A 26,128-nucleotide genomic window follows, 5' to 3' on the forward strand; every position below is an offset into this window, starting at 1 on the left:
CGACCCCTCCCGCTTGCGGGAGGGGAGAAGACTCACGCCGCCGCCTTGCCCGCCATCAGGTAGTCGATCACCTGCGCCAGCGTGACCTTCAGGTCGCGACGGTGCGTCACCATGTCCACCATGCCATGCGCGTGGAGGTATTCGGCGCGCTGGAAGCCTTCGGGCAGCTTCTCGCGGATCGTGTCCTGGATCACGCGCTGTCCGGCAAAGCCGATCAGGGCACCGGGCTCGGCAATCTGCACGTCACCCAGCATCGCGTAGGACGCGGTCACCCCGCCGGTGGTCGGATCGGTCAGCACCACGATATAGGGCAGACCCGCCGCGTGGAGGCGCGAGATCGCCACGGTCGAGCGGGGCATTTGCATGAGCGAGAGGATGCCCTCCTGCATGCGCGCGCCGCCAGCGGCCGTCACGGCGATGTAAGGGCACTTCTCCCTGATCGCACGCTCGGTCCCGGCGATGAACGCATTGCCCACGGCCATGCCCATCGAGCCGCCCATGAACGCGAACTCCTGCACGCCGACGACGGCCTTCTGGCCCTCGATCTTGCCGAAAGCGTTGGTCAGCGCGTCAGCATGCGGGTTTGCTGCGCGGGCCGCCTTGATGCGGTCGACGTACTTCTTGCTGTCGCGGAACTTGAGAGGGTCTTCCTTGACCTTGGGCGCGGGCAGCAGTTCGTAGCCAGCGTCCAGCAGTTGGTCGAACCGTGCGTCCGCGCCGATGCGGCCATGGTGGTCGCAATGCGGGCAGACCGAGAGGTTTTCCTCGTACTCCTTGGTGAACAGCATTTCGCTGCACGAAGGGCACTTGATCCACAGGTTGTCCGGCGTGTCCCGCTTCGGCGTGAAGGGGAGGGCGTTACGGACCTTGTTGAGCCAGCTCATACGAGTTCCTTGCGGGCAGAGTGGACGGCGGCGGCAAGCGCAGCGGTGAGTTCCTTCACCGGTCCTGCCGCATCCGCGCCATGCTTGGCGACGAGATCGATGAAGGCCGATCCGACGACAACGCCATCGGCAACCTTGGCAATGGCGCCGGCCTGTTCGGGCGTGCGCACGCCGAAGCCGACGGCAACCGGGATCGTCGCCGAAGCCTTGATCCGCGCCACCGCCTCGTCAATCGAGGCCTGCGCTGCCTGCTGCATGCCGGTGATCCCGGCGACCGAGACGTAGTAGAGAAAGCCCGAAGACCCTTCGAGCACGGCAGGCAGCCGCGCATGGTCGGTTGTCGGCGTGGCGAGGCGGATCAGTGACACGCCGGCATCGCGCAGGGCGGGGCCAAGCTCGGCGTCTTCCTCGGGCGGAATGTCGACGCAGATCACGCCATCGACGCCCGCCTTGACGCATTCGGCGGCGAACCAGTCGGCCCCGCGAATGGTCATCGGATTGGCATAGCCCATCAGCACCAGCGGCACGTCCGGGTGGCGCGCGCGGAATTCGGTAGCGATGCGCAGGATATCAGCCGTCTTGGTGCCAGCGCCGAGCGAACGCAGGTTCGCCAGCTGGATCGCCGGACCATCGGCCATCGGATCGGTGAACGGCATGCCCAGTTCGATCACATCGGCCCCGCCTTCGACGAGCGCGTCAAGGATGGCAGCAGTGGCGTCAGGCGTCGGATCGCCACCCGTGACGAAAGTGACGAGGGCGGGGCGGCCCTTGGCGAAGGCGGAGGTGAGGCGCGACATCAAGCCCTCTCCCCTTCAGGGGAGAGGGTTGGGAGAGGGGCTTCCCGCGCTTCGCTCAGCGTCATGGCAAGCATCTGCAGCACACCTTCAAGGTTCGTCATAACATCGCCGTTCGTGAAGCGGACCACATGGTAGCCGCGCTCGTTCAGATATTTCGTTCTTTCCGCATCGCGAGGGTCGTCGACGTCATGCGTGTGGCCGTCGATCTCCACCACGATGCGAGGTTCGTTGGCAGCGAAATCGGCAATGTATTGGCCGATAACCTTCTGCCGCCGGAATTTCACCCCTTCGAACCGTCCAGCGCGCAAGGCAAGCCAGATTCGCGTTTCCGGTTCTGACATGGCCTTGCGGTTTTCGCGGGCGAATTCCGTGAGGCGGGCGTCGCGCAATTTCCCCTCTCCCAACCCTCTCCCCTGAAGGGGGGAGGGCTAAATCACAACGAAACCCCCAGATGCTCCGCAACCGAAAAGATGTCCTTGTCGCCGCGGCCGCAGAGGTTGGCGAGGATGATCTGGTCCTTGCCCATTGTCGGCGCGACCTTCTTGACCGCCGCGATGGCGTGGGCCGGTTCGAGCGCCGGGATGATGCCTTCGGTGCGGCAGAGCAGCTGGAAGGCGTTCAATGCTTCCTTGTCGGTCACCGAGGTATAGTCCACGCGTCCGATTTCCTTGAGCCACGAGTGCTCAGGGCCGATGCCGGGATAGTCGAGGCCCGCCGAGATCGAGTGGCCTTCAGTGATCTGGCCGTCCTCGTCCTGCAGCAGATAGGTCTTGTTGCCGTGGAGGATGCCGGGGCGTCCACCGGCAAGGCTGGCGGCATGTTCCTTGTCCAGCCCGTGGCCCGCCGCTTCCACGCCGAGCATTCTCACGCTGGCATCATCGAGAAACGGGTGGAACAGGCCGATCGCGTTGCTGCCACCACCAATCGCGGCGACGAGCAGGTCGGGCAGGCGGCCGGTGCGGGCCAGCATCTGCGCGCGCGCTTCCTTGCCGATCACACTCTGGAAATCGCGGACCAGTTCTGGGTAAGGATGCGGGCCGGCGGCGGTGCCGATGATGTAGAACGTGTTGTGGACGTTCGCCACCCAGTCGCGCAGCGCCTCGTTCATCGCATCCTTGAGCGTGCCCGCGCCCGCCGTCACCGGCACGACTTCGGCGCCCAGCAGCTTCATGCGGAACACGTTGGGCTTCTGCCGCTCCACGTCGGTCGCGCCCATGAAGATCACGCAAGGCAGGCCGAAGCGCGCGCAGACCGTGGCGGTGGCGACGCCGTGCTGGCCCGCGCCGGTCTCGGCGATGATCCGCGTCTTGCCCATGCGCATGGCGAGCAGAATCTGGCCGATGCAGTTGTTGATCTTGTGCGCGCCGGTGTGGTTCAGCTCATCGCGCTTGAACCACACTTGCGCGCCACCCAATTCCTCCGTGAGGCGGGGCGCGAAATAGAGCGGGCTCGGGCGGCCGACATAGTGTTCGAGCAGGTCATCGAACTCTGCCTGGAACGCCGGGTCGGCCTTGGCCTTGCGGTATTCCTGCTCGAGATCGAGGATCAGCGGCATCAGCGTTTCGGCGACATAGCGGCCACCGAACTGGCCGAAGTGGCCGCGTTCGTCGGGCTGGTTGCGGAAGCTGTTGGGAGTCTGCGCGTTCATGGCGCAGCGCTTGGCAGAGCCTTTGCGGAAAGTCCAGAATTGCAATGCCTGCACCTTTGGGGCAGGGGCGGCGGGAACTCTCCATGCTGCATTGCGGCAACCTGCACGGTTTGTTCATGTGCGAGCAATCTCGGTCAGACTAGAGCGCTCTGGCAACGTCGTGAAGGCGGCTCCGAAAGGGGTCGCCTTTTGGCGTTATAATAATGGCCAAGTAAATCTCAAAAGTAACGAGTTTTGTTAGTCTGCCAAATGTTGCAGCTATGTCACAACTCTGCTCTGTTTTGTTTTCATGTGATTTTCGTCATTGCTACCAAACCGGACCGGACCTACCTGACGCCTCGCCACCTTCACAGAAGGGGCCAAAAAGTCAGGAGTAAAATCTATGCGTCTGGTTCTTATCTCTCTCGCAGCCTCGCTTGTTGCTGCTACCCCGGCTCTCGCCAACGAAACCCGCGTCGAAGCACGCGGCGGCGTTGCATGGAGCGACGGTGAAAGCGAAGCGATCGCTGGCGTGGCCGCTGGCTACGACTACGACCTCGGTTCGACAGCGTTTGTCGGCGCTGAAGTTTCGGCTGACAAGCTGCTGACCGAAGGCACCAAGGTTTCGTTCGGCTTCAACGGCCGCGTTGGTGCGAAGATCGCCGAAGCTGGCAAGCTCTACGCTGTTGGCGGTTACAACACCGAATTCTGCGACCTGTGCGATGGCACCTGGACTGCCGGCGCTGGCTACCAGCACTCGTTCGGCAAGCTCTATGGCAAGGTCGAGTACCGTCACTTCTTCGTGAAGGACAGCACGATCGACGTCGACGCAGTTGCCGTCGGCCTTGGCGTGAAGTTCTGATCGAACTTCGCAACAAGCGAAATGAAGCGGGCGGCCTCCATGAGGTCGCCCGTTTTCATATGGGGAGATGCACTTTCCTGATCTGTCCCCGTCAGCACGCCGAGCGCGAAGCGGGATCAGGCTGTCCGCGCGTTGAAGCAGAAGGTGCGTATGCGGTCGGCATCCTTGACGCCCGGCGCGCTTTCGACGCCTGACGAAACGTCGACCAGCGTTGTACCGGTTCCGCGCACGGCCTCTGCCACGTTCGTGGGCGAAAGACCGCCGGCAAGGCCCCAGCGCAGCGGCCCCTTGTAAGCGCGCAGCAAGTCCCAATCGAACGCAAGGCCAAGTCCGCCGGGCAGCGCCGCGCCCTTGGGCGTCTTGGCATCGAACAGGATGAAATCGGCAACACCGGCATAGGCATCGGCCTTGGCCACATCGCCCGGCCCCGCCACCGAGATCACCTTCCACACCGGTTTGCCGAAACGGGCGCGGATCGCTGCGGCCCGCGCCGGATCTTCCTTGCCATGCAGTTGGATTGCGTCGAGCCGGGCTGCGGCCACGGCATTGCCCAGCGCTGCATCATCGGCATCGACGAACACGCCGACTCGAGTCAGTCGTCCCTCTGCCTGCATGGCCAGTGCCGGAGCATCGCCCAGCGTCAGAAAGCGCGGTGACGGTGGGAAGAAGTTGAACCCGACATGGCTTGCCCGCGCCTCGATCGTTGCGGAAAGCGCGTCGCGGGTGGTCACCCCGCAGATCTTGATGGAAGGTCCAGGCATGAGCGGCGCGTTAGGAGAGGCGCGCCGCCCATGTCAATCAGGCCTCAGGGCGCCAGTTCGTAGCTGACGTTGACTGTCACGGTCATTTCAAGTTCGCCTGCTGCCACCGGCGAAGTGCTTTGCACCATGGCTTTTTCTGCGCGGGCGAACATGATCGGCGGCTGTGGCGGCGCCCAACCACCGTTCTCGCTGATCGACAGCACGCGCACCACACGCAGACCAGCGGCCCGGGCATAGAGATCGGCACGCGCGCGCGCCTTCTTCATAGCCTCAAGCCGCGCCTCGTCGAGCGCACCATCGGGGCTGTCGATCTGGAAGGTCGGGCCATTGACCTGGTTGGCGCCGGCCGAAACGAGAGTGTCGATGACCTTGCCGTACTGGTCGAGCTTGCGCTGGCGGACCGAAACCTGGTTGGTCGCCTGATAGCCGATGATGACCGGGTCCTGCTGTTCGAAGGAGCCGTCCGGCAGGCGCTTGGGCTGGCCGTAGACTGGATTGACCGAAAGGTTGCTTGTCTGGATGTCGCGCTCGGCGATGCCGGCCTTCTTCAGAGCGGCGATGACGGCGGTCATGCGCTGCGCATTCTCGGTCAGCGCTTCGCCTGCGGTCTTGCCCTGTGTGGTGACGCCGGCATTGAACACGGCGAGGTCGGGCGTGCGGGCCGATTTGCCCTCTGCCGAAATGCTGAGCAGGGTGTTGCCAGCGGCCACGACCGGGCCTGCGGAAACGGTCTGCGCTTGCGCACTCTGCGCAAGGCCTGCGCCGGCAAGCGCGACCAGCGGCAATGCGGCAAGAACGGTAGCGGATTTGAAGAACTTCACGGGGCTTGTCTCCTGATGGATTGCGGCAAGACTTGCCCAGTCCAACTGTCGCACACCTGAACTGGTGCCCGCTTAAACGCGAAACATGGGATTAATCCTTCGCGGTTATGTCCCGTTAATGTTGGACGAGGGGGGAATACATGAAGCGTGCGGGACTGATCCTTGGAGCTGCGCTGGCCAGTCTGCTTGCTGGCTGCGCCGCCGAGCCTGACGAATATCCGCTCAGCCGCAAGCAGGCATACGACAAGCTGCTCTCCGCCCGCATCGCGTCGTCCGGTGACGGCCCATTCTTCCGGTTGCGGACGACCATCACCGGCAATGGCGGTTCTGAAGTCACTTATGATGCCTTGGGCGATATGGCCCACCGCATCTGCCACATGCATCTGACCGAGCTTGAGCCACAGCTGACCAAGGTCAAGGTGACCTGCGAGGGCGGTGGCGCCGGCGAAGGCGCAGCGGCAGGCATGGCCCACAACATGATCCGCAACCGCGTGATCGAACTGGTCGATGCCACGCTGAAGGACCGTCCGTTCAACCCCGAGCTTGCCGGTGGCGCAACTGCCTCCCGCTGGCCAAGTGACGGTGTCGATGGCAGCTTTGCCGGTGCTGCTGGCAAGGCGCTGAAGCAGGATGCCGAAATGCACCGCGATATTGCCGAGGCCGAGCAGGCTGCAAACGAAGCACAGGTCGAAGTGCCGAGCGATTATGGCGATTCGGGCGCCGGTTCCGAACCACTGCCGGAATAGACCGCTCAGCTAAGGTCTTTTTCCAGCACCACCATGCGGAACGGCACGGCCTCGCCATTGGGGAACGGTCGCGTTTCGCCGCTGCGGGCATAGCCGCGGCGTTCGTACCACGCGATCAGTTCGAGCCGCGCGTCGATCACCGTCATTTCCATGAGGCGCGCGCCGAACGCCTCGGTGGCCATGTCCTCGGCATCGGCGATCAGCGCCCGGCCCAAACCCTCGGCCTGCAGGTCCGGATCGACGCACAGCATCCCCAGATAGGCGCGGGCCTGGCCGACATCGGTGATCGTAACCGTGCCTGCCAGCACACCGTCGACTTCGGCGAGAAGCACGCGAGAGGTCTCCGCTGCGATGGTCTCGGCCAGTTCCGCGTCGCTCGTGCGCTCGTCGTCGAGCAGGTCGGCCTCGTGCGTCCAACCGCGCTTGGCGGTGTCGCCGCGATAGGCCTTCTCGACCAGCGTCCGCAGCGCCGGCACGTCCCCAGCCTTGGCCAAGCGGAAGCGAATCATGGGATCAGAGTGTCGCCTCGATCGCGCGTGCGGCGGCGACCGGGTCTTCGGCGCGGCTGATCGGACGGCCGATCACCAGCACGCTGGCCCCAGCATCGCGCGCGGCGCGCGGCGTGACGGCGCGCTTCTGGTCGCCCAGAGTGCCATCGGCAGGGCGCAGGCCCGGCACTACGAAGAAGCCCTTCTTCCAGCGCTTGTGGATTGCGCCGACTTCGTGGCCCGAACAGACGATGCCATCGAGCCCTGCTTCCTGTGCCAGATCGGCAAGCCGCAGCGCCTGGTCATAGGCCGATCCGCCCACGCCCATCGCCGTCATGTCGCCATCGTCGAGGCTGGTCAGCACGGTCACGGCGACAACCTTGGTATGCTCGCCCGCCGCTGCCTTCGCATCTTCCATCATCGCCCGGCCGCCGCCAGCATGGATCGTCACGATCGCCGGCTCCAGCACATGGATTGACTGCATCGCGCCCGCGACGGTGTTCGGGATGTCGTGCAGCTTGAGGTCGAGAAAGATCGGCAGACCCACCTTGGCCACTTCGTGCACGCCGTGATGGCCGTGCGCGCAGAAGAATTCGAGGCCCAGCTTCAGCCCGCCGACGTGGCCCTTGACCTTCTGGGCAAGCGCAATGGCGGCGTCGAGCCGGGGCAGGTCGAGGGCAAGGTAGATCGGGTTGCTCACGGGGTCTCGCTCTTGAATGTGTCCGCGTCACGCGCGGCTTCGAGATTGGTCGAGGACAGCGAAGGCGCGGCCTTGGCGCCCAGCGATGTCTCGAGGTTGGCTATGCGCCGCGTCAGCCGCCAGCGCGTCGTCCGGTACAGCAGCCAGGTCGGCACCAGGCCAAGCAGGAAGGCAAGGATCACCAGCGCGGGCAGGCGCGTCTCCAGCAGGAGACCCTCCCAGATGCGCACCTCGACCGGCTGCCAGTTCGCGGCGGTGAATGCGGCGAGGACCGCCACGACGAGAACCCAGAAAACCGTGCGCAGCATTCGCATGCCTTTCGCTCCATGAGCCACCCGTCCTGCCCCGATGATTAGGACAGGTCGAGGCTCTTGGCGAGTCCCGCCGGAAGGCGGCTCAGGCTTGCCCGAACACCCGCGCGAAGATCGTGTCGATCGCCTTGAAGTGGTAATCGAGGTTGAACTTCTCCTCGATCTGTTCGGCGCTCAGCACGGCAGCAACTTCCGGATCGGCCTTGAGCAGTTCCATCAGTGAAAGCTGGCCGTCGGATTCCCACACCTTCATCGCGTTGCGCTGCACCAGGCGGTACGAGGCGTCGCGCTCGAGCCCGGCCTGCGTCAACGCCAGCAGCACGCGCTGCGAGTGGACAAGGCCGCCCATCTTGTCGAGGTTCTTCTGCATCCGCTCGGGATAGATCACCAGCTTGTCGACCACCGAGGTCAGGCGGGCGAGCGCGAAATCGAGCGTGATCGTCGCGTCCGGGCCGATGAAGCGCTCGACCGAGGAGTGCGAGATGTCGCGCTCGTGCCACAGCGCCACGTTCTCCAGCGCCGGGGTAACGGCCGAGCGGACCATGCGGGCAAGGCCGGTCAGGTTCTCGGTCAGCACCGGGTTGCGCTTGTGCGGCATCGCCGACGAGCCCTTCTGGCCGGGCGAGAAGTATTCCTCTGCCTCGAGCACTTCGGTGCGCTGCAGGTGGCGGATTTCCACGGCCAGACGCTCGATCGACGAAGCGATCACGCCCAGCGTCGCAAAGAACATGGCATGGCGATCGCGCGGGATGACCTGGGTCGAGACCGGCTCTACCGCAAGGCCCAGCTTGTCAGCGACATATTCCTCGACCGAGGGATCGATGTTGGCGAACGTGCCGACTGCGCCCGAAATCGCGCAAGTCGCAACTTCCGCGCGCGCCGCAACAAGGCGCGCCCGGCAGCGCGTGAACTCGGCGTAGGCTTCGGCGAGCTTCTTGCCGAAGGTCGTCGGCTCGGCGTGGATGCCGTGGCTGCGGCCGATGGTCGGGGTGTACTTGTGTTCGAACGCGCGGCGCTTGATTGCTTCGAGCAGGGCGTCGAGGTCGGCCAGCAGCAGGTCCGAAGCGCGCGCAAGCTGGACGCTCAACGTCGTGTCGAGCACGTCCGAGCTGGTCATGCCCTGGTGCATGAAGCGCGCCTCGGGACCGACCTGCTGCGCTACCCAGTCGAGGAAGGCGATCACGTCGTGCTTGGTCACGGCTTCGATCGCGTCGATGGCGGCAACGTCGATGGTGGGGTTCGTCGCCCACCAGTCCCACAGCGCCTTGGCGCCCGAAGGCGGCACCACGCCCAGTTCGCCGAGCTTCTCGGTGGCGTGCGCTTCGATCTCGAACCAGATGCGATAGCGGGCTTCCGGCTCCCAGATCGCGGTCATGGCGGGGCGGGCGTAACGGGGGACCATGTTCGACTCCGTGAATCTTGGCGCTGCAGGCTTTGCCGGGGCCGCTAGGGGCAAGGGGGCCGGAACGCAAGGGGCGAGGCTCTAAATCGGCCCGATCCGCTCCAGCATCCGCACGATCACCCGGTCTGCGCCCAGAGGGTTCAGGTGGGTATTGTCAAAGTACAGCGCCTTGCCGTCTTGCACGATGTCGCAAGCCTGCGGCCCGCACAGCACCTCTCGCGGATCGAAGAATCTGACGCCGGGGTGCGTTGCTGCGTAGCGGGCAAGCAGGGGGTTGATTGCAAAGCCTTCCGCCTTGTCGCGTGCCAAGTGCTGCGGGCAGAGCGCGTTGACGAAGGCGAGGCACCGCAGATACCCGCCAGCGCAGCAAACCACAGGTGCAGGCGACGTTGTCCCGTGGAACAGCACCACCGGGATTACGGCGAGCGCTCTCAGCCCTTCGATTTCCCGCCTGTATTGCAATGCCTGCCCGCCCAACCGTCCTCAGGAGCACGATTGCCACACCGGGCCGATCACGCAATTCCTGTCACGTCGTCCCTGTCATGGTTAAGATTGCCGAACCCGGCGCCGTGGCCTTTGCGCAAGATTGCATCTGAGGCGGGCGCGCTATATCCGCGTCCGCGCATATTGCACGGAGAATGCACATGGCTCGCAAGGTTCTGGTCCTCGTCGCTCTTGGCTGTTCACTGGCCCTGGCGGCCTGCAACACCGTCCAGGGCATCGGCCGCGACATCGAATCGGTCGGCAAGGCGGGCGAGAAGGCGATCTGATCCGTCAGATCAGGCCCTAGATCAGGCCCTAGATCACCCCCTGCGCCTTGAGCGAGGTGTAGCCTTCACGCCCGATGACGATGTGATCGTGCACGGTCATTCCCATCAGGCGCGCGGCCTCCATGATCTTCTGCGTCACCTGGATGTCGGCGCGGCTGGGTTTGGGGCTGCCCGAAGGGTGATTGTGGACAAGGATCATCGCCGCCGCGCCCACGTCCAGCCCCTTCTTCACCACTTCGCGGGTATAGATCGGGCTTTCGTCGAGCGTGCCGTCTCCGACCAGATGATCGAGGATCAGCATGTTCTGGGTGTTGAGATAAAGCACCCGCACGCGCTCTACGTTGAGATGCGCCATGTCGATGTGCAGATAATCTAGCAGGGCCTGCCAGTTTGAAAGCACCGGCTGTTCACGCACGACCGTCTTGGCCAGCCTGCGCGCGGCAAGCGCGACGATCCGCAACGCCGCCGCGCTGGTTTCGCCCATGTTGGGATGCAGCGCGAGCGCCTGCGGATCGGCGTTGAGCACGCCCGCCAGACTCCCGAAGCGCTGGATCAGCGACCGCGCGATCGGCTTCGTGTCGATCCTCGGCCGCGCCACCATCAGCAGGTATTCGATCACCTCATGGTCGGCGAGGGCATCGTCCCCCCCGCTCATCAGGCGCTTGCGCAGACGGGCACGATGGCCACTGGCATCGCCGCCGTCGAAGCTCATCCTGCTGCCGCTATTGCCGTTCTGTTCAGGAAAGAGTCCGGTTTGATCCGTCATTGATCCTATCCGGGCACCACTTCGGCGCTCAAGTGTTCGCCAATCGGTACAAACAGTTCGTACACGTGAGATGTACTTGCCGTGCATTGCCCAAGCGGGGGGAGTGCGCAAGAAGGGGGCAGATGGCAGATAGTTTCGAATTGGCGGAACCGGATACGCCGCCAGAGCCCGTGCGCTCGCGCAAAGGGCTGCGGCGCGTCGGCGTGTCCGTGCTTGTCCTGGCCGTGGCGGGCCTGGGCGGCCTGTGGCTTGCGCGCAATTCAATTGCTGACCGCATCATCGTCGGCCAGCTCAAATCCTATGGGCTGCCTGCGACTTACGAGATCGAGAGCATCGGCCCCGGTCAGCAGATCCTGCGCAACGTGGTCGTCGGCGATCCGCGCCGTCCGGATCTCACGATCGAGCGTGTGGAGGTCGGTATCCGCTACGGCCTTGGTGCGCCCTATCTTGGTTCGGTCAAGCTGGTCGCGCCGCGCATCTATGGGCATTATCGTGATGGCAGGGTCAGTTTCGGCTCGCTCGACAAGGTCATCTATGCGCCCAAGACCGACAACCAGCCCTTCTCGCTGCCCAAGCTTGACCTGCAGGTTCAGGATGGTCGCGGCCTGATCGTCACCGATGGGGGGAAATTCGGCCTCTCGGTCGAAGGCCGGGGCGGCTTGCAGAACGGTTTTGCCGGGACGCTGGCGGCGGTTGCGCCGTCACTTTCGGGTGGCGGCTGCAAGGCGGACGGCGCCCGCTTCGTCGGCAAGATCGCAGTGCGCGAGGAGCGGCCATCGCTTGCCGGGCCGCTGCGCCTGGACCGCATTGCCTGCGATAGCGGTGCGAGCAGCGGTCCGCTCGTGGCCGATCTCGATGTGCGGGCGGACAAGGGTTTTGCAGGACTTGCCGGTGCCGCCACGGTGCGCGGAAACAAGCTGGCTGTGCCCGGCCTCCATGCCGAAACGCTGGCACTCGATACGCGCCTTGCTTACCGCGACAGTGCCCTGACCGGGCGGATCGCTGCCAACGCCGGCGGAGTCGGCAGCGGCGGCGTCCGCTTCGGCCTGCTCGGGCTCGAAGGCTCGGTCCGCACCCGCGAGGCTTTCCGCAAGGCCGAATTTCGCGGCACGATCGACGGGCAGGGCCTGCGGCAGGGCGCGGCTCTCGACAATGCCCTGGCCTCGGGTGAGCGCAGTGCCTCGGGCACGCTCCTTGCACCGATGCTCGCCCAATTGCGCGCCAGCCTCAAGCGCGAGGAACGTGGCAGCCGCCTCGGTGGCGAAATCGCGCTGCGCCGCAATGGCGATGCGATGTCGGTGGTGATCCCGCAGGCGCGCCTGACCGGGGGCTCCGGGCAGACGCTGCTCACGTTGTCGCGCTTCCAAATGGCCAGCGGCACCAAGGGCGGTCCACCCCTGCTGGCGGGCAGTTTCGCCACCGGCGGTGCAGGCTTTCCGCGAATCGTCGGACGGATGGAGCGCGGTCGTGCGGGGCAGGCCCTGTTCCGCCTGACCATGGCGCCGTGGCGCGCGGCCGGTGGGTCGCTGGCCATCCCCGAGATGATGATCGCCCAGATCGCTGACGGATCGCTGGGTTTTTCCGGCACTACCCAGGTGTCCGGCACAATTCCGGGCGGTTCCGTTCAGAACCTCGTCCTCCCCGTCAACGGTGCCTACGGCGCGCGCGGCGAACTCGCGCTCTGGCGCCACTGCGTCACCGCCCGCTTCGACCGGTTGGAACTCGGCCAGATGGCGGTGGACGGAAACGCGCTGCAGTTCTGTCCGCCGGGCGGCAGCGCCATCGTCCGCAACGGGGCGAGGGGGCTGCAGGTCGCTGCCGGCACGCCCGGACTCGATCTCACCGGCAAGTTGGGTGAAACCCAACTTGCGCTGCGCACTGGCGCTGTTGGATTTGCCTGGCCGGGTGTCTTGAAGGCCACTGCCGTCGACGTCACGCTGGGTCCGCCTGCTACCGCAACGCACCTCACAGTTGCCGATCTGGACGCGAGAGTTGGGGGAGAGTTGGGGGGGAGTTATGGGGGAGTTGGAGCCAAGCTCGCCGCCGTTCCGCTCGACATCTCCAATGCCTCGGGTGAATGGCGCTATGTCGATGGAAAGCTTGTACTTTCCGGCACCGAATTTGACCTCACCGATCGTCTCGACCCTGCCCGCTTCGAAAAGCTGCATTCCACCGGCGCAACGCTGACGCTGGCGGATAATCGCATAACTGCCAACGCCTTGCTGCGCGAAGCAAAGACCTTGCGCGAAGTCGGCGCTGTCAGCATCCGCCACGACCTCACCACTGCCCGCGGCCACGCCGATATCAATGTCGACAACCTCGTTTTCGACAAGGGCTTCCAACCCGCGCAACTCACGCGCCTGGCGCTCGGCGTCGTCGCCAACGTCAACGGCAAGGTGACCGGCGACGGCGTGATCGACTGGACGGCGCGCGGGGTGACAAGTTCCGGCACGTTCGGCACCGAAAACCTTGATCTTGCAGCAGCATTCGGCCCCGTGAAGGGCCTGAAGGGCAAGCTCGTGTTCACCGACCTGCTCGGCATGGTCACCGCCCCGCACCAGAAGCTGACCGTCGCCTCGATCAATCCCGGCATCGAGGTGACTGAAGGCGTCGTCGACATAAGTCTGCTGCCGGATCAAGTGCTTAGACTGCACGACGCGCGCTGGCCGTTCCTCGGCGGCACGCTCATCCTCGAACCGACCGACCTGCGCCTCGGCCTCGCCGAAGCGCGCCGTTATACGCTGAGCGTCATCGGCATCGACGCGGCCAAGTTCATCGAGAAGATGGAGCTGGGAAATCTCGCCGCGACAGGCACTTTCGACGGACAGTTCCCGCTGATTTTCGACGCCAACGGCGGCCGGATCGAGGAAGGAACGCTCGTCTCGCGCGCACCGGGAGGCAACGTCTCATATATCGGCGCGCTCACCTACGAGAACATGGGAGCGATGGCCAACTTTGCCTTCGATGCTCTGAAATCCTTGGATTACAAGACCATGACCATCGCCATGCGCGGCGATCTCGAGGGCGAGATCGTCACCAATGTGCGGTTCGGCGGGGTCAAGCAGGGCGCGGGCACGAAGCAGAACTTCATCACCAAGCAGGTCGCCAACCTGCCGATCCAGTTCAACGTCAACATCCGCGCACCGTTCTACCAGATCATAACCTCGTTCAAGGCGATGTACGATCCCGCTTTCGTCAAGGATCCCAGAACCTTGGGCCTGGTCGATGCGCAAGGGCGGCCGCTCTATCGCTCGGCGAACGGCGTCCGTCCCGGCGGCGCTCCGGTGATCGTACTGCCCGGAAGCCCCACCAATATTCAGCCTGCAGAAAGCGGAAAAATGCCATGAGGAAGGTGGAATTGACCCGATCCGCGAACCCTGCGACCAATAGGGGCATGGGGAAAAACGGATTTCAGTTCAGGCCGCGCCACCTGTTGGTGCTGCCAATGATGGGGGCCCTGGCACTGGGCGGCTGCATTTCGGTCAAGGCACCGGACAAGCCGATCGTGATTGAGCTCAACATCAACATCAAGCAGGAGGTCGTGTACCGGCTCGCGCAGGATGCGAACAACACGATCGAAAGCAACCCGGACATCTTCTGATGTGCCGAGGCGTTCTGAGGACGAAGACGATGACCAAGGTTTCGATGCGCAAGACCTTCGCAACGCTCGCTGCAACCGGGCTGGTGCTCGGCACGATCGCGGTGCCCGCCTTCGCGCAGAGCCGCGATCCGGCCTATGCTGCAGCGCGCGCTGCGGGCCAGGTCGGCGAGAAGATGGACGGCTATCTCGGCTACGTCACCCCGCCCGCTCCGGCGCTGCGCGCGGTGGTCGAGGACATCAACATCAAGCGCAAGGCAGTCTACGCCGAGAAGGCCCAGGCCAACAAGGCAACGGTGGAGGAATATGCACTCACCTCGGGCTGCCTGCTGATCGCCCAGACCAAGCCGGGCGAGAAGTACCAGGCGCCCGACGGTTCCTGGCAGACCCGTGGTGCAGGCGCGCCGTTGCGTGATTCGCGCTGCCCCTGACGCAAATTTCCGCATACGAATCGCTGGCCGGTTTCAGCCACTTTCGCGCCCTTCCTCGCACTTGCGGGGGAGGGCGTTCGCATTTGCGATGATACCTTGGGTCAGACAGGGGATCAGACACGGTTCGTGACGGTTGACTCAAGAATACCCCCCGCCTAAGGGGGCGGCGCTCTCGGCGGTCATCCGTCGTTTGTGCTGCACTTTCGGTCGGGCGACTGATCAGGGGAACAAGCATGAATGACGAAACCGGCGGGACGGAGCCAATCGGCGAGGATGCGCGGATCGACGCGCTCGACAAGCGGCTGAAAGCCCTTCGCGAGCGGGAAGAGGAGCGCAACCGGCCAAAGGCAGGTGGGGAAACCGATGCGAATTACCGCATGGGCAACCGCGTGCTGGCGGAACTGATCGGCGGCCTCGTGGGCGGCGCGTTCATCGGCTGGGTCATTGACCAGTTTGCCGGAACGAGCCCCTGGGGCCTGTTGGTGATGCTGTTCATGGGGGTCGTCGTGGCATTCCGGAACATCATCCGAATTTCGAGCCGGCGCCCCGAATAGGGCGCTGTTGTTGTATTCGAGTGATACGGGGTTAAGCGCGTGGCCGAAGGCAAGGTCGATCCGGTTCACCAGTTCACGATCGAGACCCTTTTCGGGACCGATCACTGGTCTATTGGTGGTTACAACATCGCGTTCACCAACTCGTCGCTGTGGATGGCGATCACTACGGTGGTGCTGGTCGCGTTCGTTGCCGGTGGTGCCAAGCGCGAGCTGGTTCCTGGCCGCTGGCAGATGGCTGTCGAAGGCCTGACCGGCTTCGTCGACAATCTGCTTCAGGCCAACATCGGCAAGGCTGGCCGCAAGTACCTGCCTTACGTGTTCTCGCTGTTCGGCTTCATCCTGTTCGCCAACATGCTCGGCCTTCTGCCGCTGGCCCTCGTCGGCGTGCACCCGTTCACGGCAACCAGCCACTTCACCGTCACCGGCGTGCTCGCAATCATGAGCTTTGCCATCGTGCTCGGCGTCGGTTTTGCCAAGCACGGCTTCCACTTCTTCTCCCTGTTCGTGCCGCACGGCACCCCCGTTCCGATGATCCCGATCATTTTCCCGATCGAGCTGATCTCGTTCATGGTGCGTCCGTTCAGCCTTGGCCTGCGTCTCTTCGTGGCGATGATGGCCGGGCACGTGCTGCTCGAAGTGCTCTCGGGCTTCGTCATCTCCGGCACCAATGCCGGGGTGGGGACCTTCTTCCTCGCCGCCGTTCCCAGCTTCGTGCTGATGATCGGCATCTGCGCGCTGGAACTTCTGGTGGCAGGCATTCAGGCATACGTCTTTGCCCTGCTCACCTGCGTCTACCTGAACGACGCCGAGAACCTTCACTGATACCCGCAACATTTTCCCATACGGAATTGATAAAAGGAGTTTTTGACATGGACGCAGAAAGCGCAAAGCTGCTCGGTGCTGGTCTCGCCGCTGTTGGCGCCGGTCTCGCCTCGCTGGGCGTGGGCAACGTGTTTGCCAAGTTCCTCGAAGGCGCGCTGCGCAACCCCGGCGCCGCTGACGGCCAGCAGGGCCGCCTGTTCATCGGCTTCGCCGCCGCCGAACTTCTGGGCCTGCTCTCGTTCGTCGTCGCGATGATCCTGATCTTCGTTGCCTAAGGCACACGAAGCTCACTGATTGTTGAAATGCTGGCCGGGGTCCGCCCCGGCCGCCTGACGCCCGGACACCCGCGATGCCTCAGATTGAACAGCTTGCCACCACCTATTCCAGCCAGGTCTTCTGGCTGCTGGTGTTCTTCGGCATTGTCTTCTTCGTGATCGGCCGGGGCATGCTGCCCAAGGTCGTCTCCACGATGGACGGCCGCGACAAGCAGATCGCCGACGACCTTGCCGCTGCCGAAGCCGCACGGGCCGCCGCCGATGCCGAGGAAGAGGCATGGCGCGTCCAGGCGAACAAGCAGCGCGCCGAAGCCCAGGCCGTGATTGCCGCTGCCAAGGCGGACGCGGCCAAGGCCACCGACGCCAAGCTCGCTACCGCCTCGGCTCGCATCGACGAGACCGTCACGGCTGCCGAAGCCCGCATTGCCGCTGCCCGCGCTGCCGCGTTGGGTGAAGTGGAAGGCGTTGCTGCCGAAGCCGCGCAGGACATCGCAAGCCGCCTCGCCGGCCTGTCGATCCCTGCTGCCGAGGCGCAGGCCGCCGTGAAGGGAGTTCTCGCAAATGGCTAACGCTGTAGAGACGACCGCTGTCGTCGAGCACGAAGCTGCTGGCGGCGAACACCACGTCGAACCTTCGGCACTCGGCCTCGGGCCGGGCGCATGGGTCGCCCTGTCGATGGCAATCTTCCTTGCGATCCTCGTCTCGAAGAAGGTCCCCGGCGCGATCGTCGGTGGTCTGGACAAGCAGATCGATGCGATCCGCAAGCAGCTCGATGAAGCCAAGGTGCTGCGCGCCGAAGCCGAAAAGCTGCGCGCCGAATACGCCGCCAAGATCGCCAACGCCGAGAAGGACGCGGCGGCCATGGTCGAGCACGCCAAGACCGAAGCGGCAGCCATTGTCGCCAAGGCCGAGGCCGACACCGCCGCCGTCATCGCCCGCCGCGAGAAGATGGCGTCGGACAAGATCGCCGCTGCCGAGCGCGCTGCGGTTGACGACTTGCGCGCCAAGGCCGCCGAAGCTGCGACTGCCGCCGCACGCGACCTGATTGCGAAGAACCACTCCGCAGGTGCCGACAAGGCGCTGGTGGATGGCGCAATTGCCGGTCTGGTGAACTGATCGGCTGACGCCGCTTCAGGGTTTGAAGAACACGAAGACCCCTTCCGGTGCGAGCCGGGAGGGGTTTTTGTTTCTCCACTTCTTGCGTTAGGACCGCAGGAATATTCGGACACGAGGAAGGCATGGCGCTCTACGACACCATTGGTGTGGATTATGATCGTTTGCGTCGACCCGACCCCCGCATTGCGCGATTGATACACGCTGCTCTTGGGGGTGCTGAGACAGTCCTGAATGTCGGCGCTGGAACGGGTTCGTATGAGCCATGCGACCGGAAGGTCACCGCCGTCGAACCATCGTCGGAAATGATTGCCAAGCGGTCCTCAAATGCCGTGCCCGTGGTTCAGGCGAGTGCCGAAGCATTGCCCTTTGGCGATGGCGCATTCGATGCGGCGATGGCAGTTCTGACGGTGCATCATTGGGCCGAGAAGGCCAAGGGCTTGCGCGAGATGCGTCGCGTGGCTCGCGGGCCGGTGGTCATACTGACGTACGATCCGGCACAACGTCCATGGTTGACGGAATACTTGCCGCAGTTGGCGGCTCTCGACGATGCGCAGATGCCGCAGATGTCATTTTATGAGGAGCAGCTCGGGCCAGTCAGCATCGCGCCGGTGGCGGTGCCGCATGACTGCGTCGACGGGTTCCTTTACGCGTTTTGGCGGCGACCCGAGGTCTATCTTGATGCCCGGTATCGCAAGGGGAGTTCGTCATTCTGGGCGCTGGGAGAATCGTTGGCGTCGGGGCTGCAGATGCTTGAGGACGATCTGACGTCAGGTGCGTGGCACAAACGCTATGGCGACCTGTGTGCATCCGACACGTACGATGCGGGATATCGGCTCGTCATCAGCGGGCGCTAGGGCCGCGTCGATCCCCTGATCACCAGCCTCACCGGCACGCGCCGCCCGGAGCCTTCGGTCCCGTTGATCTTCGCCAGCAACTGTTCGACCAGCAGGGTGCCGGCCATCTGGAAGTCCGGTTCGATAGAGGTGAGGGGCGGCGTGGACCATGCGCCTGCACGGATGCCGTCAAAGCCGATGATGCCAATCTGGTCCGGGATCGATAGCCCGCGCGCCGTCAGTTCCTTGAGCGCGCCCAAGGCCATGTCGTCGCAGACGGCGAAGATCGCGTCAAACGGGGTGCCGCTCTCGGCCAGGGCTATTGCGGCGCGGCGGCCCTGCTCTTCGCGGGCGAGGCCGCTTTCGACTTGTTGCAGGACGGGTTCGAGTCCCGCTGATCGCATCGCTTCGGCGTAACCCTCGTAGCGTTCCTGGAACTGGCGCTGGGGTGAGGTGGCCGAGCCGATGCAGACGATCTGGCGGTAGCCGCGCACCAAGAGGTGGCGCGTGGCCAGCGTTGCGCCCGAGAGGTTGTCGCTGCGCACCCACGGCATGTCGTTGTCGGGCGAGCCCCAACAGGTCCAGTGCGTGCCTTCCGGCATGTCGCGGAAATAGTCCCAGGCCTTGGTATTGGTGGTCGTGCCGATCACGATCATGCCGTCGGCCTTGCGGCGCTCCTGGAAGTGACCCCAGAAGTTTTCGGGCGCATCCTGAAACGAGACCAGCGTTTCGTAGCCCTTGGCTGAAGCGGCGGCGCAGGTGGAACCGAGCAGCGAGAAGTAGAAGGGGTTGATGTCCTTGCGGTCCTGCGCCTCGCGACAGATCATCACGACGGCGAGCGTGCCGGTGCGGCCACGGCGCAGGCGGGCGGCGTTCTCGTCGACCTGGTAGTTCAGGCGGCGGGCGGCTTCCATCACGCGCTGGCGGGTGGGCTCGCTGATCGAGGTGTCGCCGGCAAGGGCGCGGCTGACCGTCGACTGGCTTACGCCTGCGGCTTCGGCCACGTCGAACGACGTTACGCGGATGATCTTTCTCTCGCCGGCCATGCGTTCCCCCAAGTCAACTCACGCTTTAGCAGGATCGGCGTCAGCGGAAAGTGTCCTTGGCCTTGCGCAGGGCGGCAAATGTCTCTTCCGGCGACGATCCGCCCCAGCGCGCGGCCATGTCGGCATCGTCGGCGCGCAGGAAGGGGTTGGCGGCGAGTTCGGCGGCGAGCGTGGTGGGTACGGTCCATTCGCCACGCTCGCGCTTTTCATCGACGCCCCGGGCATAGGCGGAGAGGGCCTTGTTGTCCGGATCTGCGAAGAGAGCGAATCGGGCGTTGGACTGGGTGTATTCGTGGGCGCTGTAGAGCGTCGTTTCGGCGGGTAGGGCCTTGAGGCGCAGGAGGCTCGCCCAGAACTGCGGCGGGGTGCCTTCGAACATCCGGCCGCAGCCGAGCGGGAAGAGGGCGTCGCCGACGAAGGCTACCGATGCTGCGGGCAGGTGGTAGGCGCAGTGGCCCATGGTGTGGCCACCGACGTCGATGATGGTCGCGGTGAAGCTACCAAGCTGAACTGTATCGCCCTGGCCCACGGTGCGGTCGACGGCGGCGATCTTTCCGGCGTCGTCTTCTGGTGCGATGATTGTGCAACCTGTTGCCGCCTTGATCGCCTCGTTCCCGCCGGCATGATCCGGGTGCCAGTGGGTGTTCCAGATTTGGGTGATGCGCCAGCCCTTGGCCTCGGCCTCGCGCAGGTAGACTTCGGCATCGGGCGTATCGATGCACGTGGTCTCGCCGCTGGCGGGATCGTGGACAAGGAAGCCGTAGTTGTCGGACAGGCAGGGGAACTGGTGGATCTGTAGCGTCATGCCGGGAGCTTAGCGCCGCACATCGGACAAAGCAAAAGCCCGCCCGGATTTCTCCGGACGGGCCTTGCTTTTCGTTGCCAGAAGGCGGTGAAGCTTACTGCTTCGCCTTCAGAGCGGCGCCGAGGATGTCGCCCAGCGAAGCGCCGGCATCCGACGAGCCGTACTGTTCCACGGCTTCCTTCTCTTCGGCCAGCTGACGGGCCTTGACCGAGAAGTTCGGCTTCTTCGAACGATCGAAGCCGGTGACCATGGCGTCGAGCTTCTGGCCGACCTGGAAGCGGTCCGGACGCTGTTCGTCGCGGTCGCGGCCGAGGTCCGAGCGCTTGATGAAGCCGGTTGCGCCGTCTTCGCCAGCCTGCACTTCGAGGCCGCCATCGCGGACTTCGAGAACGGTGACGGTGACGACTTCGCCGCGACGCAGCGAGCCAGCACCGGCAGCCGAAACGCCACCAGCAGCCGGAGCGCCCTTTTCAAGCTGCTTCATGCCGAGGCTGATGCGTTCCTTCTCGACGTCAACGTCGAGAACCACGGCCGAGACCTGCTCGCCCTTGCGGTGCAGAGCCAGCGCGTCTTCGCCCGAGATGCCCCAAGCGATGTCCGACATGTGGACCATGCCGTCCACGTCGCCATCGAGGCCGATGAACAGACCGAATTCGGTCGCGTTCTTGACTTCGCCTTCCACGGTCGAACCGACCGGGTGCTTTTCTGCAAAGGCTTCCCATGGGTTCTGCTGGGCCTGCTTGAGGCCGAGGCTGATGCGGCGCTTGTCGCTGTCGACTTCCAGAACCAGCACGTCGACTTCCTGCGAGGTCGAGACGATCTTGCCGGGGTGGACGTTCTTCTTGGTCCAGGACATTTCCGAAACGTGGACGAGGCCTTCGATGCCGGCTTCGAGTTCCACGAACGCACCGTATTCGGTGATGTTGGTGACGGTGCCCGAGAGCTTGGCGCCAACCGGGTACTTGGCGGCAACGCCATCCCACGGATCGCTTTCAAGCTGCTTCATGCCGAGGCTGATGCGCTGCGTATCCTGGTTGATGCGGATGATCTGCACCTTGACGGTATCGCCGATGGCGATGACTTCCGACGGGTGGTTGACGCGCTTGTAGCTCATGTCGGTGACATGGAGCAGGCCGTCGATGCCGCCGAGGTCCACGAACGCACCGTAATCGGTGATGTTCTTGACGACGCCGTCGATGATCTGGCCTTCCTTGAGGTTCTGGATCAGGCCCGAGCGCTGTTCGGCGCGGGTTTCTTCCAGCACCGCACGGCGCGAGACGACGATGTTGCCGCGGCGGCGGTCCATCTTGAGGATCTGGAACGGCTGCGGCATGTCCATCAGCGGGGTCACGTCGCGGACCGGGCGGATGTCTACCTGCGAGCCGGGGAGGAAGGCAACGGCGCCGTCGAGGTCGACGGTGAAGCCGCCCTTCACGCGGCCGAAGATCACGCCTTCAACGCGCTTGCCTTCGCCGAATTCGTTTTCGAGCTTGTCCCACGCAGCTTCGCGGCGGGCGCGATCGCGCGACAGCATTGCTTCGCCGTCAGCGTTCTCGACGCGGTCGACATAGACTTCGACTTCGTCACCGACCTTGAGGCCGTGCGGCTGGCCGGGCGAGGCGAATTCGCGCAGGGCAACGCGGCCCTCGCTCTTCAGACCTACGTCGATGACGGCCTTGTCGTTTTCGATGGCGGTGATGGTGCCCTTGACGACGCGGCCTTCAAAGCCACCGTTGGCGGCTCCGCCAAGCGATTCGTCAAGCAGCGCGGCGAAATCGTCGCGCGACGGGTTGGTAGCCATATTCAAAGCTTCCTGTAACGAGTATCCCGGCCAGGCGGTTGTTTCCGCCGGTCTTTCCTCCACGAACCGCCCCATGCGGGCCGTGGGCCAAAAAGGGCCGAACCGCCCCCGGAGCCGAATGCTGCCGAAGGCATCCGATCGGGCGAAAGCCTTCACGGACGGGCGGCGCTTAGGCGCATGGGCCGGGAAAAGCAAGGAAAATGGGGCGCTTTGCGGCTTTGGCTCGGGGCGGGGAGAACCTGTTAAGTATCGGCTGATACAGAACATTGCGAGGAGAACCGCCATGGAGCAACCGGGGGTGTTCAGCACGTTTGGCGACCGGGCCACGGAAGCCCGCTACAACGAGACTGCGCGAACGCTGCGCACGCCGTTCGTGCGGCTCTACGCGGTACTGTTCATGTCTGTCATGCTCGCCTATTCGGTGGTCAATCCGCTCTATCTGGACCCGGTCGAAAACGCCCGTCTGGCATTCTGGCTGGGCGTGGCCTTGATGACGACCGGCATCTACATCGGCGCCACCTTCTGGCGGGACTATGTCCGCCACCCAATGGTCGATTTCGCTGCCTTGCTGGCGATTTCGTTGATCGTGGCCCGGATCAACTTCGTGCTGTTCGATCACCTCCTGCACATTCACGACGATCTTCATGCGGTGGGCGTGGTCAACCGCCTCGCCATCACGGCATTTGCTGCGGTAACGCTGGCCGGCCGTCCGCGATTGTTCCTGGCGTGGCTGGGTTGCGACCTGATCGGCTGGCTCGGGCAAGTCCTTCCCGGACAGGCGGCAGACGCCGCACTGGCCTATGCGCTCCTCAGCTATCTGAGCGGCGCGCTGGTCATGGCCGCGATCAATCTTGCCGTCGGCCGGACGAGCAGGGCCGCATTCATGCTGGCGGATTCACTGGATGCAGAACGAGCGCGGAACGAGGAGCTGGTGCTCAACATGCTGCCGCCGACGGCAGTCGAGCGCATCCGCACCGGGCAGATGGTGGCCGATTCCTATGCCGATGCGAGCGTCATCTTCATCGACATGGTCGGCTTCTCGAAGCTGGCGAAGCGGGTGTCGCCGGGGCATCTGGTGGAGCTGCTGAACAGCTTCTTCAACCACGCCGACGCCTGCGCGCGCGAGCATGGAGTCGAGAAGGTCAAGACGGTCGGAGACGCCTACCTCGCCATTGCAGGCGGCAACGTACCGAGTGGCAACAGTGCAGATGCGGCCATTGCCTTTGCCCGTGCCGTGCTTTGCGGCGTCGACGAGCTGCGCAGGGTTGCCGGCGTTGACGAAGTCGGGCTGAGAGCAGGCATCCATTCCGGACCGGTCGTCGGCGGCGTGATCGGGGCGACCCGCATGGCCTATGACTATTGGGGCGACACCGTGAACATTGCCGCGCGCCTCGAAGGCACTGCCGCCGCCAATGGCATCGCCATTTCCGAAAGCACCTGGTTGCGGGCAACCGATCGGTCGTCGTTCGGCCCGCCGAACATGATCGCGCTGAAAGGTGTCGGCGAAACCTGTGTTTTCCAGACTGCGGTGGTGGACGCCACCGGCGAAGGCAAGGCTGCGGCCTAGCCCTTCGCCGCGATCTGCTTTTCGACCAGAGCAATCGCCGTCGCCACGGCCATTTCCTTGGTCAGGTTCGAGGTATCGAGCAGCGCTGCGCCTTCGGCTTGGCGTAGCGGAGCTTCGGCGCGGTTGCGGTCGCGTTCGTCGCGGGTCGCAAGGTCTGCTTCGATTTCGGCCCGTTCGACGTCCTTGCCGAGCTGCTTCATTTCCACCCAGCGGCGCATCGCGCGTGCGCTTACGCTGGCCGTGACGAAGAGCTTGGCGTCGGCGTGGGGGGCGATGACGGTGGCGATGTCGCGGCCGTCGAGGACGGCGCCGCCGGGTTGGCCCGCAAAGGCCTGCTGGCGTTCGAGCAGCGCGGCGCGGACGGCGGGGTGGATAGAGACGCGGCTGGCATAGCCACCGGTCTCTTCGCTGCGCAGTTCGGGGTCAGCCAGCAGGCTTTCCGGAAAGGCGCAGGCGGCGAGGGCTGCTGCGGGATCGTCCGGGTTGCCGCCGCTCAGGAACACCTGCCGGCCCACGGCGCGATAGAGCAGGCCGGTGTCGAGGTGAGGCAGGCCGTAATGCGCGGCGAGCGCCTTGGCGATGGTGCCCTTGCCCGAGGCGGTCGGGCCGTCGACGGCGATGATCACGGGTTCGAACTCCGGTTGCGGAAGGCCTTCACCAGCCCCCATATCGCAATTGCGGCCCAGAAGAACTCCAGCACGAACGAGGCGGGGTTCATGTTGAACAGCAGCGAGATCGTCAGCAGCGCGGCGCCGAGCAGGTTCACGCCGTGCTGGACGAAGGGGTTGGGCTGGTCCTGCCGGGTGGCGTAGCCGTAGGCGAAGATGATGCAGGCGGTGCCGCAGAAGCCGATGATGTTGGCCAGATCATGGCTGGTCAACGCGTTGCGCCCTCGAGCAGGCTTTCGAAGACCGGGAAGCTGGTGGCGATGGGGCGGGTGTCGTCAACCTCGACGCCGCGCTTGCTGGCGATGCCGGCAATGGCCATCGACATGGCGATGCGGTGATCGAGGTGGGTGACGACGCTGGCGCCTTCCGCCGTGCCGGGGAGCGGATCGCCGCCGGTGCCGTCGATGATCAACCCTTCCTCGGTTTCGGTGACCTTGGCTCCGGCGAGTTCCAGCGCGGCGCGCATGGCACTGATGCGGTCGCTCTCCTTGACGCGCAGTTCCTCGAGCCCGGTGGTGACGGTGCGGCCCTTGGCGAGCGCGGCGGCGACGAACAGGATCGGGAATTCGTCGACCATGCTCGGGACCACGGCGGGATCGACCTCGATGCCGTTGAGCAGCGAATGGCGCACGCGCAGGTCAGCCACGGGTTCGCCGCCAACGTCGCGGCGGTCGAGTTCCTCGATGCTGCCGCCCATCAGGCGCAGCACGTCGAACAGCGCGGCGCGGGTGGGGTTGAGGCCGACGTTCTCGACAATCAGGTCAGAGCCTTCGACCAGCAGTGCGGCGACGACGAAGAAGGCGGCGGAGGAGGGATCGCCGGGGACGACGATGTCCTGCGGCTTGAACTCGGCCTCGCCGCGGACCTTGATCACGCGCGTGCCGTCATCTGCCACGTCGACCGTCAACTCCGCGCCGAAACCGCGCAGCATACGCTCGGAATGGTCGCGGGTGGGGATTGGTTCGATGACGGTGGTCACGCCGGGGGTGTTGAGCCCTGCAAGGAGGATGGCGCTCTTCACCTGCGCCGAGGCGACCGGGAGGCGGTATTCGATCGGCACGGCGGGCGAGATGCCGCGCAGTGTGAGCGGGAGGCGGCCGCCGGGGCTGGCCGTGAATTCCGCGCCCATGGTCGAGAGCGGATCGATCACGCGGCCCATTGGGCGCTTGGACAGCGATGCGTCGCCCACGAAAGTCGCGGTGATCGGATGGCTGGCGACGAGGCCCATGAGCAGGCGCGTCGACGTGCCGGAATTGCCCATGTCGAGCGCTGCCCGCGGCTGCAGCAGTCCGCCGACGCCAACGCCGTGGACGTGCCACATGCCATCGGCATCTCGCTCGATGGTCGCGCCCATGGCGCGCATCGCTGCGGCGGTGGAGAGGACGTCCTCGCCTTCGAGCAGGCCAGTCACGCGCGTTTCGCCAACGGCCAGCGCGCCGAGCATGATCGAGCGGTGGCTGATCGACTTGTCGCCGGGCACGCGGATGCGGCCCTTCAGGGGACCGTTGGCAGTGAAGCGGCGGGGGCGCATCTGCGCCGGATCGTGAGAGGACACGGAATCTCTACTTTCGAAGCGGGGAGGGCCGATAAAGCGCGCGGCTTTTGACAGCAGCGCGCCGCTATGGCAAGGCGCGCGCTCTCTTGATTCCGCGGGAGCGCGGACCCATCAAGCGTGCA

Annotated in this window: 31 protein-coding genes; 13 read left to right on the plus strand and 18 right to left on the minus strand. The window is 64.7% G+C overall.

The genetic code is table 11. The annotated features are described in order from the left end of the window. Positions 1-32 precede the first annotated feature (32 nt). From accD to trpB, 4 genes are read right to left on the minus strand one after another with little or no spacing between them, the layout of a single operon-like run. Positions 33-884 carry an acetyl-CoA carboxylase, carboxyltransferase subunit beta gene (gene accD / locus HGI46_RS06900; RefSeq protein ID WP_168903605.1) on the minus strand — a complete coding sequence of 284 codons (852 nt, stop codon included), beginning with the start codon at positions 882-884 and terminating at the stop codon, positions 33-35. Continuing rightward, positions 881-1,681 carry a tryptophan synthase subunit alpha gene (gene trpA / locus HGI46_RS06905; RefSeq protein WP_168903606.1) on the minus strand — a complete coding sequence of 267 codons (801 nt, stop codon included), beginning with the start codon at positions 1,679-1,681 and terminating at the stop codon, positions 881-883. The genes accD and trpA overlap by 4 nt, the downstream gene beginning before the upstream one ends. Then, positions 1,681-2,070, minus strand: a complete 390-nt coding sequence (locus tag HGI46_RS06910) for an endonuclease domain-containing protein (RefSeq protein ID WP_118073292.1) — start codon at positions 2,068-2,070, stop codon at positions 1,681-1,683. Before HGI46_RS06910 ends, trpA begins: the two co-directional genes overlap by 1 nt. Before the next feature lie 44 nt (positions 2,071-2,114). Then, positions 2,115-3,329: a tryptophan synthase subunit beta gene (gene trpB, locus HGI46_RS06915; protein WP_168903607.1), complete on the minus strand. Its 1,215-nt coding sequence runs from the start codon at positions 3,327-3,329 to the stop codon at positions 2,115-2,117. 382 nt (positions 3,330-3,711) lie between these two features. Between trpB and HGI46_RS06920 the strand changes: the two genes are divergently transcribed. After that, a complete protein-coding gene (locus HGI46_RS06920) occupies positions 3,712-4,170 on the plus strand; it encodes a hypothetical protein (protein WP_118073294.1) in 459 nt (152 codons plus the stop codon). 116 nt (positions 4,171-4,286) lie between these two features. Here HGI46_RS06920 and HGI46_RS06925 read toward each other — a convergent pair whose 3' ends face one another. Further along, a complete protein-coding gene (locus HGI46_RS06925) occupies positions 4,287-4,931 on the minus strand; it encodes a phosphoribosylanthranilate isomerase (RefSeq protein WP_168903608.1) in 645 nt (214 codons plus the stop codon). Between the two features lie 44 nt (positions 4,932-4,975). Continuing rightward, a complete protein-coding gene (locus HGI46_RS06930; protein ID WP_346766685.1) occupies positions 4,976-5,752 on the minus strand; it encodes an SIMPL domain-containing protein in 777 nt (258 codons plus the stop codon). A 140-nt stretch (positions 5,753-5,892) separates the two neighbouring features. On the opposite strand from HGI46_RS06930, the gene HGI46_RS06935 reads away from it, so the two are divergent. Next, positions 5,893-6,498, plus strand: a complete 606-nt coding sequence (locus HGI46_RS06935; protein ID WP_168903609.1) for a hypothetical protein — start codon at positions 5,893-5,895, stop codon at positions 6,496-6,498. Between the two features lie 5 nt (positions 6,499-6,503). On the opposite strand, the gene HGI46_RS06940 is transcribed toward HGI46_RS06935, so the two are convergent. The 5 genes from HGI46_RS06940 to HGI46_RS06960 form a co-directional block, all read right to left on the minus strand. After that, positions 6,504-7,007 carry a GNAT family N-acetyltransferase gene (locus HGI46_RS06940; RefSeq protein WP_168903610.1) on the minus strand — a complete coding sequence of 168 codons (504 nt, stop codon included), beginning with the start codon at positions 7,005-7,007 and terminating at the stop codon, positions 6,504-6,506. 4 nt (positions 7,008-7,011) lie between these two features. Then, entirely contained in the window at positions 7,012-7,686 is a 675-nt protein-coding gene (gene pyrF / locus HGI46_RS06945; RefSeq protein ID WP_118073299.1) for an orotidine-5'-phosphate decarboxylase, read from the minus strand. Next, positions 7,683-7,994, minus strand: coding sequence for a DUF1049 domain-containing protein (locus HGI46_RS06950; RefSeq protein ID WP_240344505.1), 312 nt, complete (start codon positions 7,992-7,994; stop codon positions 7,683-7,685). Before HGI46_RS06950 ends, pyrF begins: the two co-directional genes overlap by 4 nt. A gap of 88 nt (positions 7,995-8,082) precedes the next feature. Continuing rightward, on the minus strand, positions 8,083-9,399 hold the full coding sequence (purB, locus tag HGI46_RS06955; RefSeq protein WP_168903611.1) for an adenylosuccinate lyase: 1,317 nt from the start codon (positions 9,397-9,399) through the stop codon (positions 8,083-8,085). Positions 9,400-9,480: 81 nt separating this feature from the next. Further along, complete coding sequence (locus tag HGI46_RS06960) at positions 9,481-9,876, minus strand: SGNH hydrolase domain-containing protein (RefSeq protein WP_168903612.1); 396 nt, start codon at positions 9,874-9,876, stop codon at positions 9,481-9,483. Between the two features lie 167 nt (positions 9,877-10,043). Between HGI46_RS06960 and HGI46_RS06965 the strand changes: the two genes are divergently transcribed. Beyond that, a complete protein-coding gene (locus HGI46_RS06965) occupies positions 10,044-10,169 on the plus strand; it encodes an entericidin A/B family lipoprotein (RefSeq protein ID WP_082013356.1) in 126 nt (41 codons plus the stop codon). Between the two features lie 28 nt (positions 10,170-10,197). Here the strand turns inward: HGI46_RS06965 and radC are convergent, their stop codons facing one another. Next, on the minus strand, positions 10,198-10,935 hold the full coding sequence (gene radC, locus HGI46_RS06970; RefSeq protein WP_168903613.1) for a DNA repair protein RadC: 738 nt from the start codon (positions 10,933-10,935) through the stop codon (positions 10,198-10,200). Positions 10,936-11,057: 122 nt separating this feature from the next. Between radC and HGI46_RS06975 the strand changes: the two genes are divergently transcribed. The 9 genes from HGI46_RS06975 (at position 11,058) to HGI46_RS07015 (ending at position 18,585) form a co-directional block, all read left to right on the plus strand. Beyond that, positions 11,058-14,282, plus strand: coding sequence for a YdbH domain-containing protein (locus HGI46_RS06975; protein ID WP_168903614.1), 3,225 nt, complete (start codon positions 11,058-11,060; stop codon positions 14,280-14,282). Next, entirely contained in the window at positions 14,279-14,536 is a 258-nt protein-coding gene (locus tag HGI46_RS22085) for a YnbE family lipoprotein (protein ID WP_240946627.1), read from the plus strand. The genes HGI46_RS06975 and HGI46_RS22085 overlap by 4 nt, the downstream gene beginning before the upstream one ends. A gap of 29 nt (positions 14,537-14,565) precedes the next feature. Then, entirely contained in the window at positions 14,566-14,964 is a 399-nt protein-coding gene (locus HGI46_RS06985; protein WP_168903615.1) for a YdbL family protein, read from the plus strand. Between the two features lie 233 nt (positions 14,965-15,197). Beyond that, positions 15,198-15,518, plus strand: a complete 321-nt coding sequence (locus HGI46_RS06990) for an AtpZ/AtpI family protein (protein ID WP_118073307.1) — start codon at positions 15,198-15,200, stop codon at positions 15,516-15,518. 39 nt (positions 15,519-15,557) lie between these two features. Further along, positions 15,558-16,340 (plus strand): F0F1 ATP synthase subunit A, encoded by a 783-nt coding sequence (locus HGI46_RS06995; protein WP_118073308.1) that lies wholly within the window; start codon positions 15,558-15,560, stop codon positions 16,338-16,340. 47 nt (positions 16,341-16,387) lie between these two features. Beyond that, positions 16,388-16,615 carry a F0F1 ATP synthase subunit C gene (locus HGI46_RS07000; RefSeq protein WP_011444975.1) on the plus strand — a complete coding sequence of 76 codons (228 nt, stop codon included), beginning with the start codon at positions 16,388-16,390 and terminating at the stop codon, positions 16,613-16,615. 74 nt (positions 16,616-16,689) lie between these two features. Then, positions 16,690-17,184: an ATPase gene (locus HGI46_RS07005; RefSeq protein ID WP_168903616.1), complete on the plus strand. Its 495-nt coding sequence runs from the start codon at positions 16,690-16,692 to the stop codon at positions 17,182-17,184. Next, positions 17,177-17,731, plus strand: a complete 555-nt coding sequence (locus HGI46_RS07010) for a hypothetical protein (protein WP_118073310.1) — start codon at positions 17,177-17,179, stop codon at positions 17,729-17,731. Before HGI46_RS07005 ends, HGI46_RS07010 begins: the two co-directional genes overlap by 8 nt. A 122-nt stretch (positions 17,732-17,853) precedes the next feature. Next, on the plus strand, positions 17,854-18,585 hold the full coding sequence (locus HGI46_RS07015) for a class I SAM-dependent methyltransferase (protein ID WP_168903617.1): 732 nt from the start codon (positions 17,854-17,856) through the stop codon (positions 18,583-18,585). On the opposite strand, the gene HGI46_RS07020 is transcribed toward HGI46_RS07015, so the two are convergent. The 3 genes from HGI46_RS07020 to rpsA form a co-directional block, all read right to left on the minus strand. Further along, positions 18,582-19,610: a LacI family DNA-binding transcriptional regulator gene (locus HGI46_RS07020; protein WP_206065589.1), complete on the minus strand. Its 1,029-nt coding sequence runs from the start codon at positions 19,608-19,610 to the stop codon at positions 18,582-18,584. The genes HGI46_RS07015 and HGI46_RS07020 overlap by 4 nt on opposite strands. Before the next feature lie 40 nt (positions 19,611-19,650). Further along, the gene (gene gloB / locus HGI46_RS07025) at positions 19,651-20,415 is read right to left on the minus strand and encodes a hydroxyacylglutathione hydrolase (protein WP_168903618.1); all 765 of its coding nucleotides are present in this window, start codon (positions 20,413-20,415) and stop codon (positions 19,651-19,653) included. 94 nt (positions 20,416-20,509) lie between these two features. Beyond that, entirely contained in the window at positions 20,510-22,216 is a 1,707-nt protein-coding gene (gene rpsA / locus HGI46_RS07030) for a 30S ribosomal protein S1 (RefSeq protein WP_168903619.1), read from the minus strand. A gap of 283 nt (positions 22,217-22,499) precedes the next feature. Between rpsA and HGI46_RS07035 the strand changes: the two genes are divergently transcribed. Beyond that, complete coding sequence (locus HGI46_RS07035) at positions 22,500-23,783, plus strand: adenylate/guanylate cyclase domain-containing protein (RefSeq protein WP_168903620.1); 1,284 nt, start codon at positions 22,500-22,502, stop codon at positions 23,781-23,783. Here HGI46_RS07035 and HGI46_RS07040 read toward each other — a convergent pair. The 3 genes from HGI46_RS07040 to aroA are packed head-to-tail and all read right to left on the minus strand — an operon-like array spanning position 23,780 to position 25,982. Then, positions 23,780-24,409: a cytidylate kinase gene (locus HGI46_RS07040; RefSeq protein ID WP_168903621.1), complete on the minus strand. Its 630-nt coding sequence runs from the start codon at positions 24,407-24,409 to the stop codon at positions 23,780-23,782. The two genes, HGI46_RS07035 and HGI46_RS07040, sit on opposite strands and share 4 nt — an antisense overlap. Further along, a complete protein-coding gene (locus tag HGI46_RS07045) occupies positions 24,406-24,663 on the minus strand; it encodes a permease (protein ID WP_118073315.1) in 258 nt (85 codons plus the stop codon). Before HGI46_RS07045 ends, HGI46_RS07040 begins: the two co-directional genes overlap by 4 nt. After that, on the minus strand, positions 24,660-25,982 hold the full coding sequence (gene aroA, locus HGI46_RS07050; protein WP_168903834.1) for a 3-phosphoshikimate 1-carboxyvinyltransferase: 1,323 nt from the start codon (positions 25,980-25,982) through the stop codon (positions 24,660-24,662). The genes HGI46_RS07045 and aroA overlap by 4 nt, the downstream gene beginning before the upstream one ends. Between the last annotated feature and the right edge of the window lie 146 nt (positions 25,983-26,128).

Source organism: Novosphingobium sp. ERW19 (genome assembly GCF_012641315.1).
Classification (GTDB): Bacteria; Pseudomonadota; Alphaproteobacteria; order Sphingomonadales; family Sphingomonadaceae; genus Novosphingobium.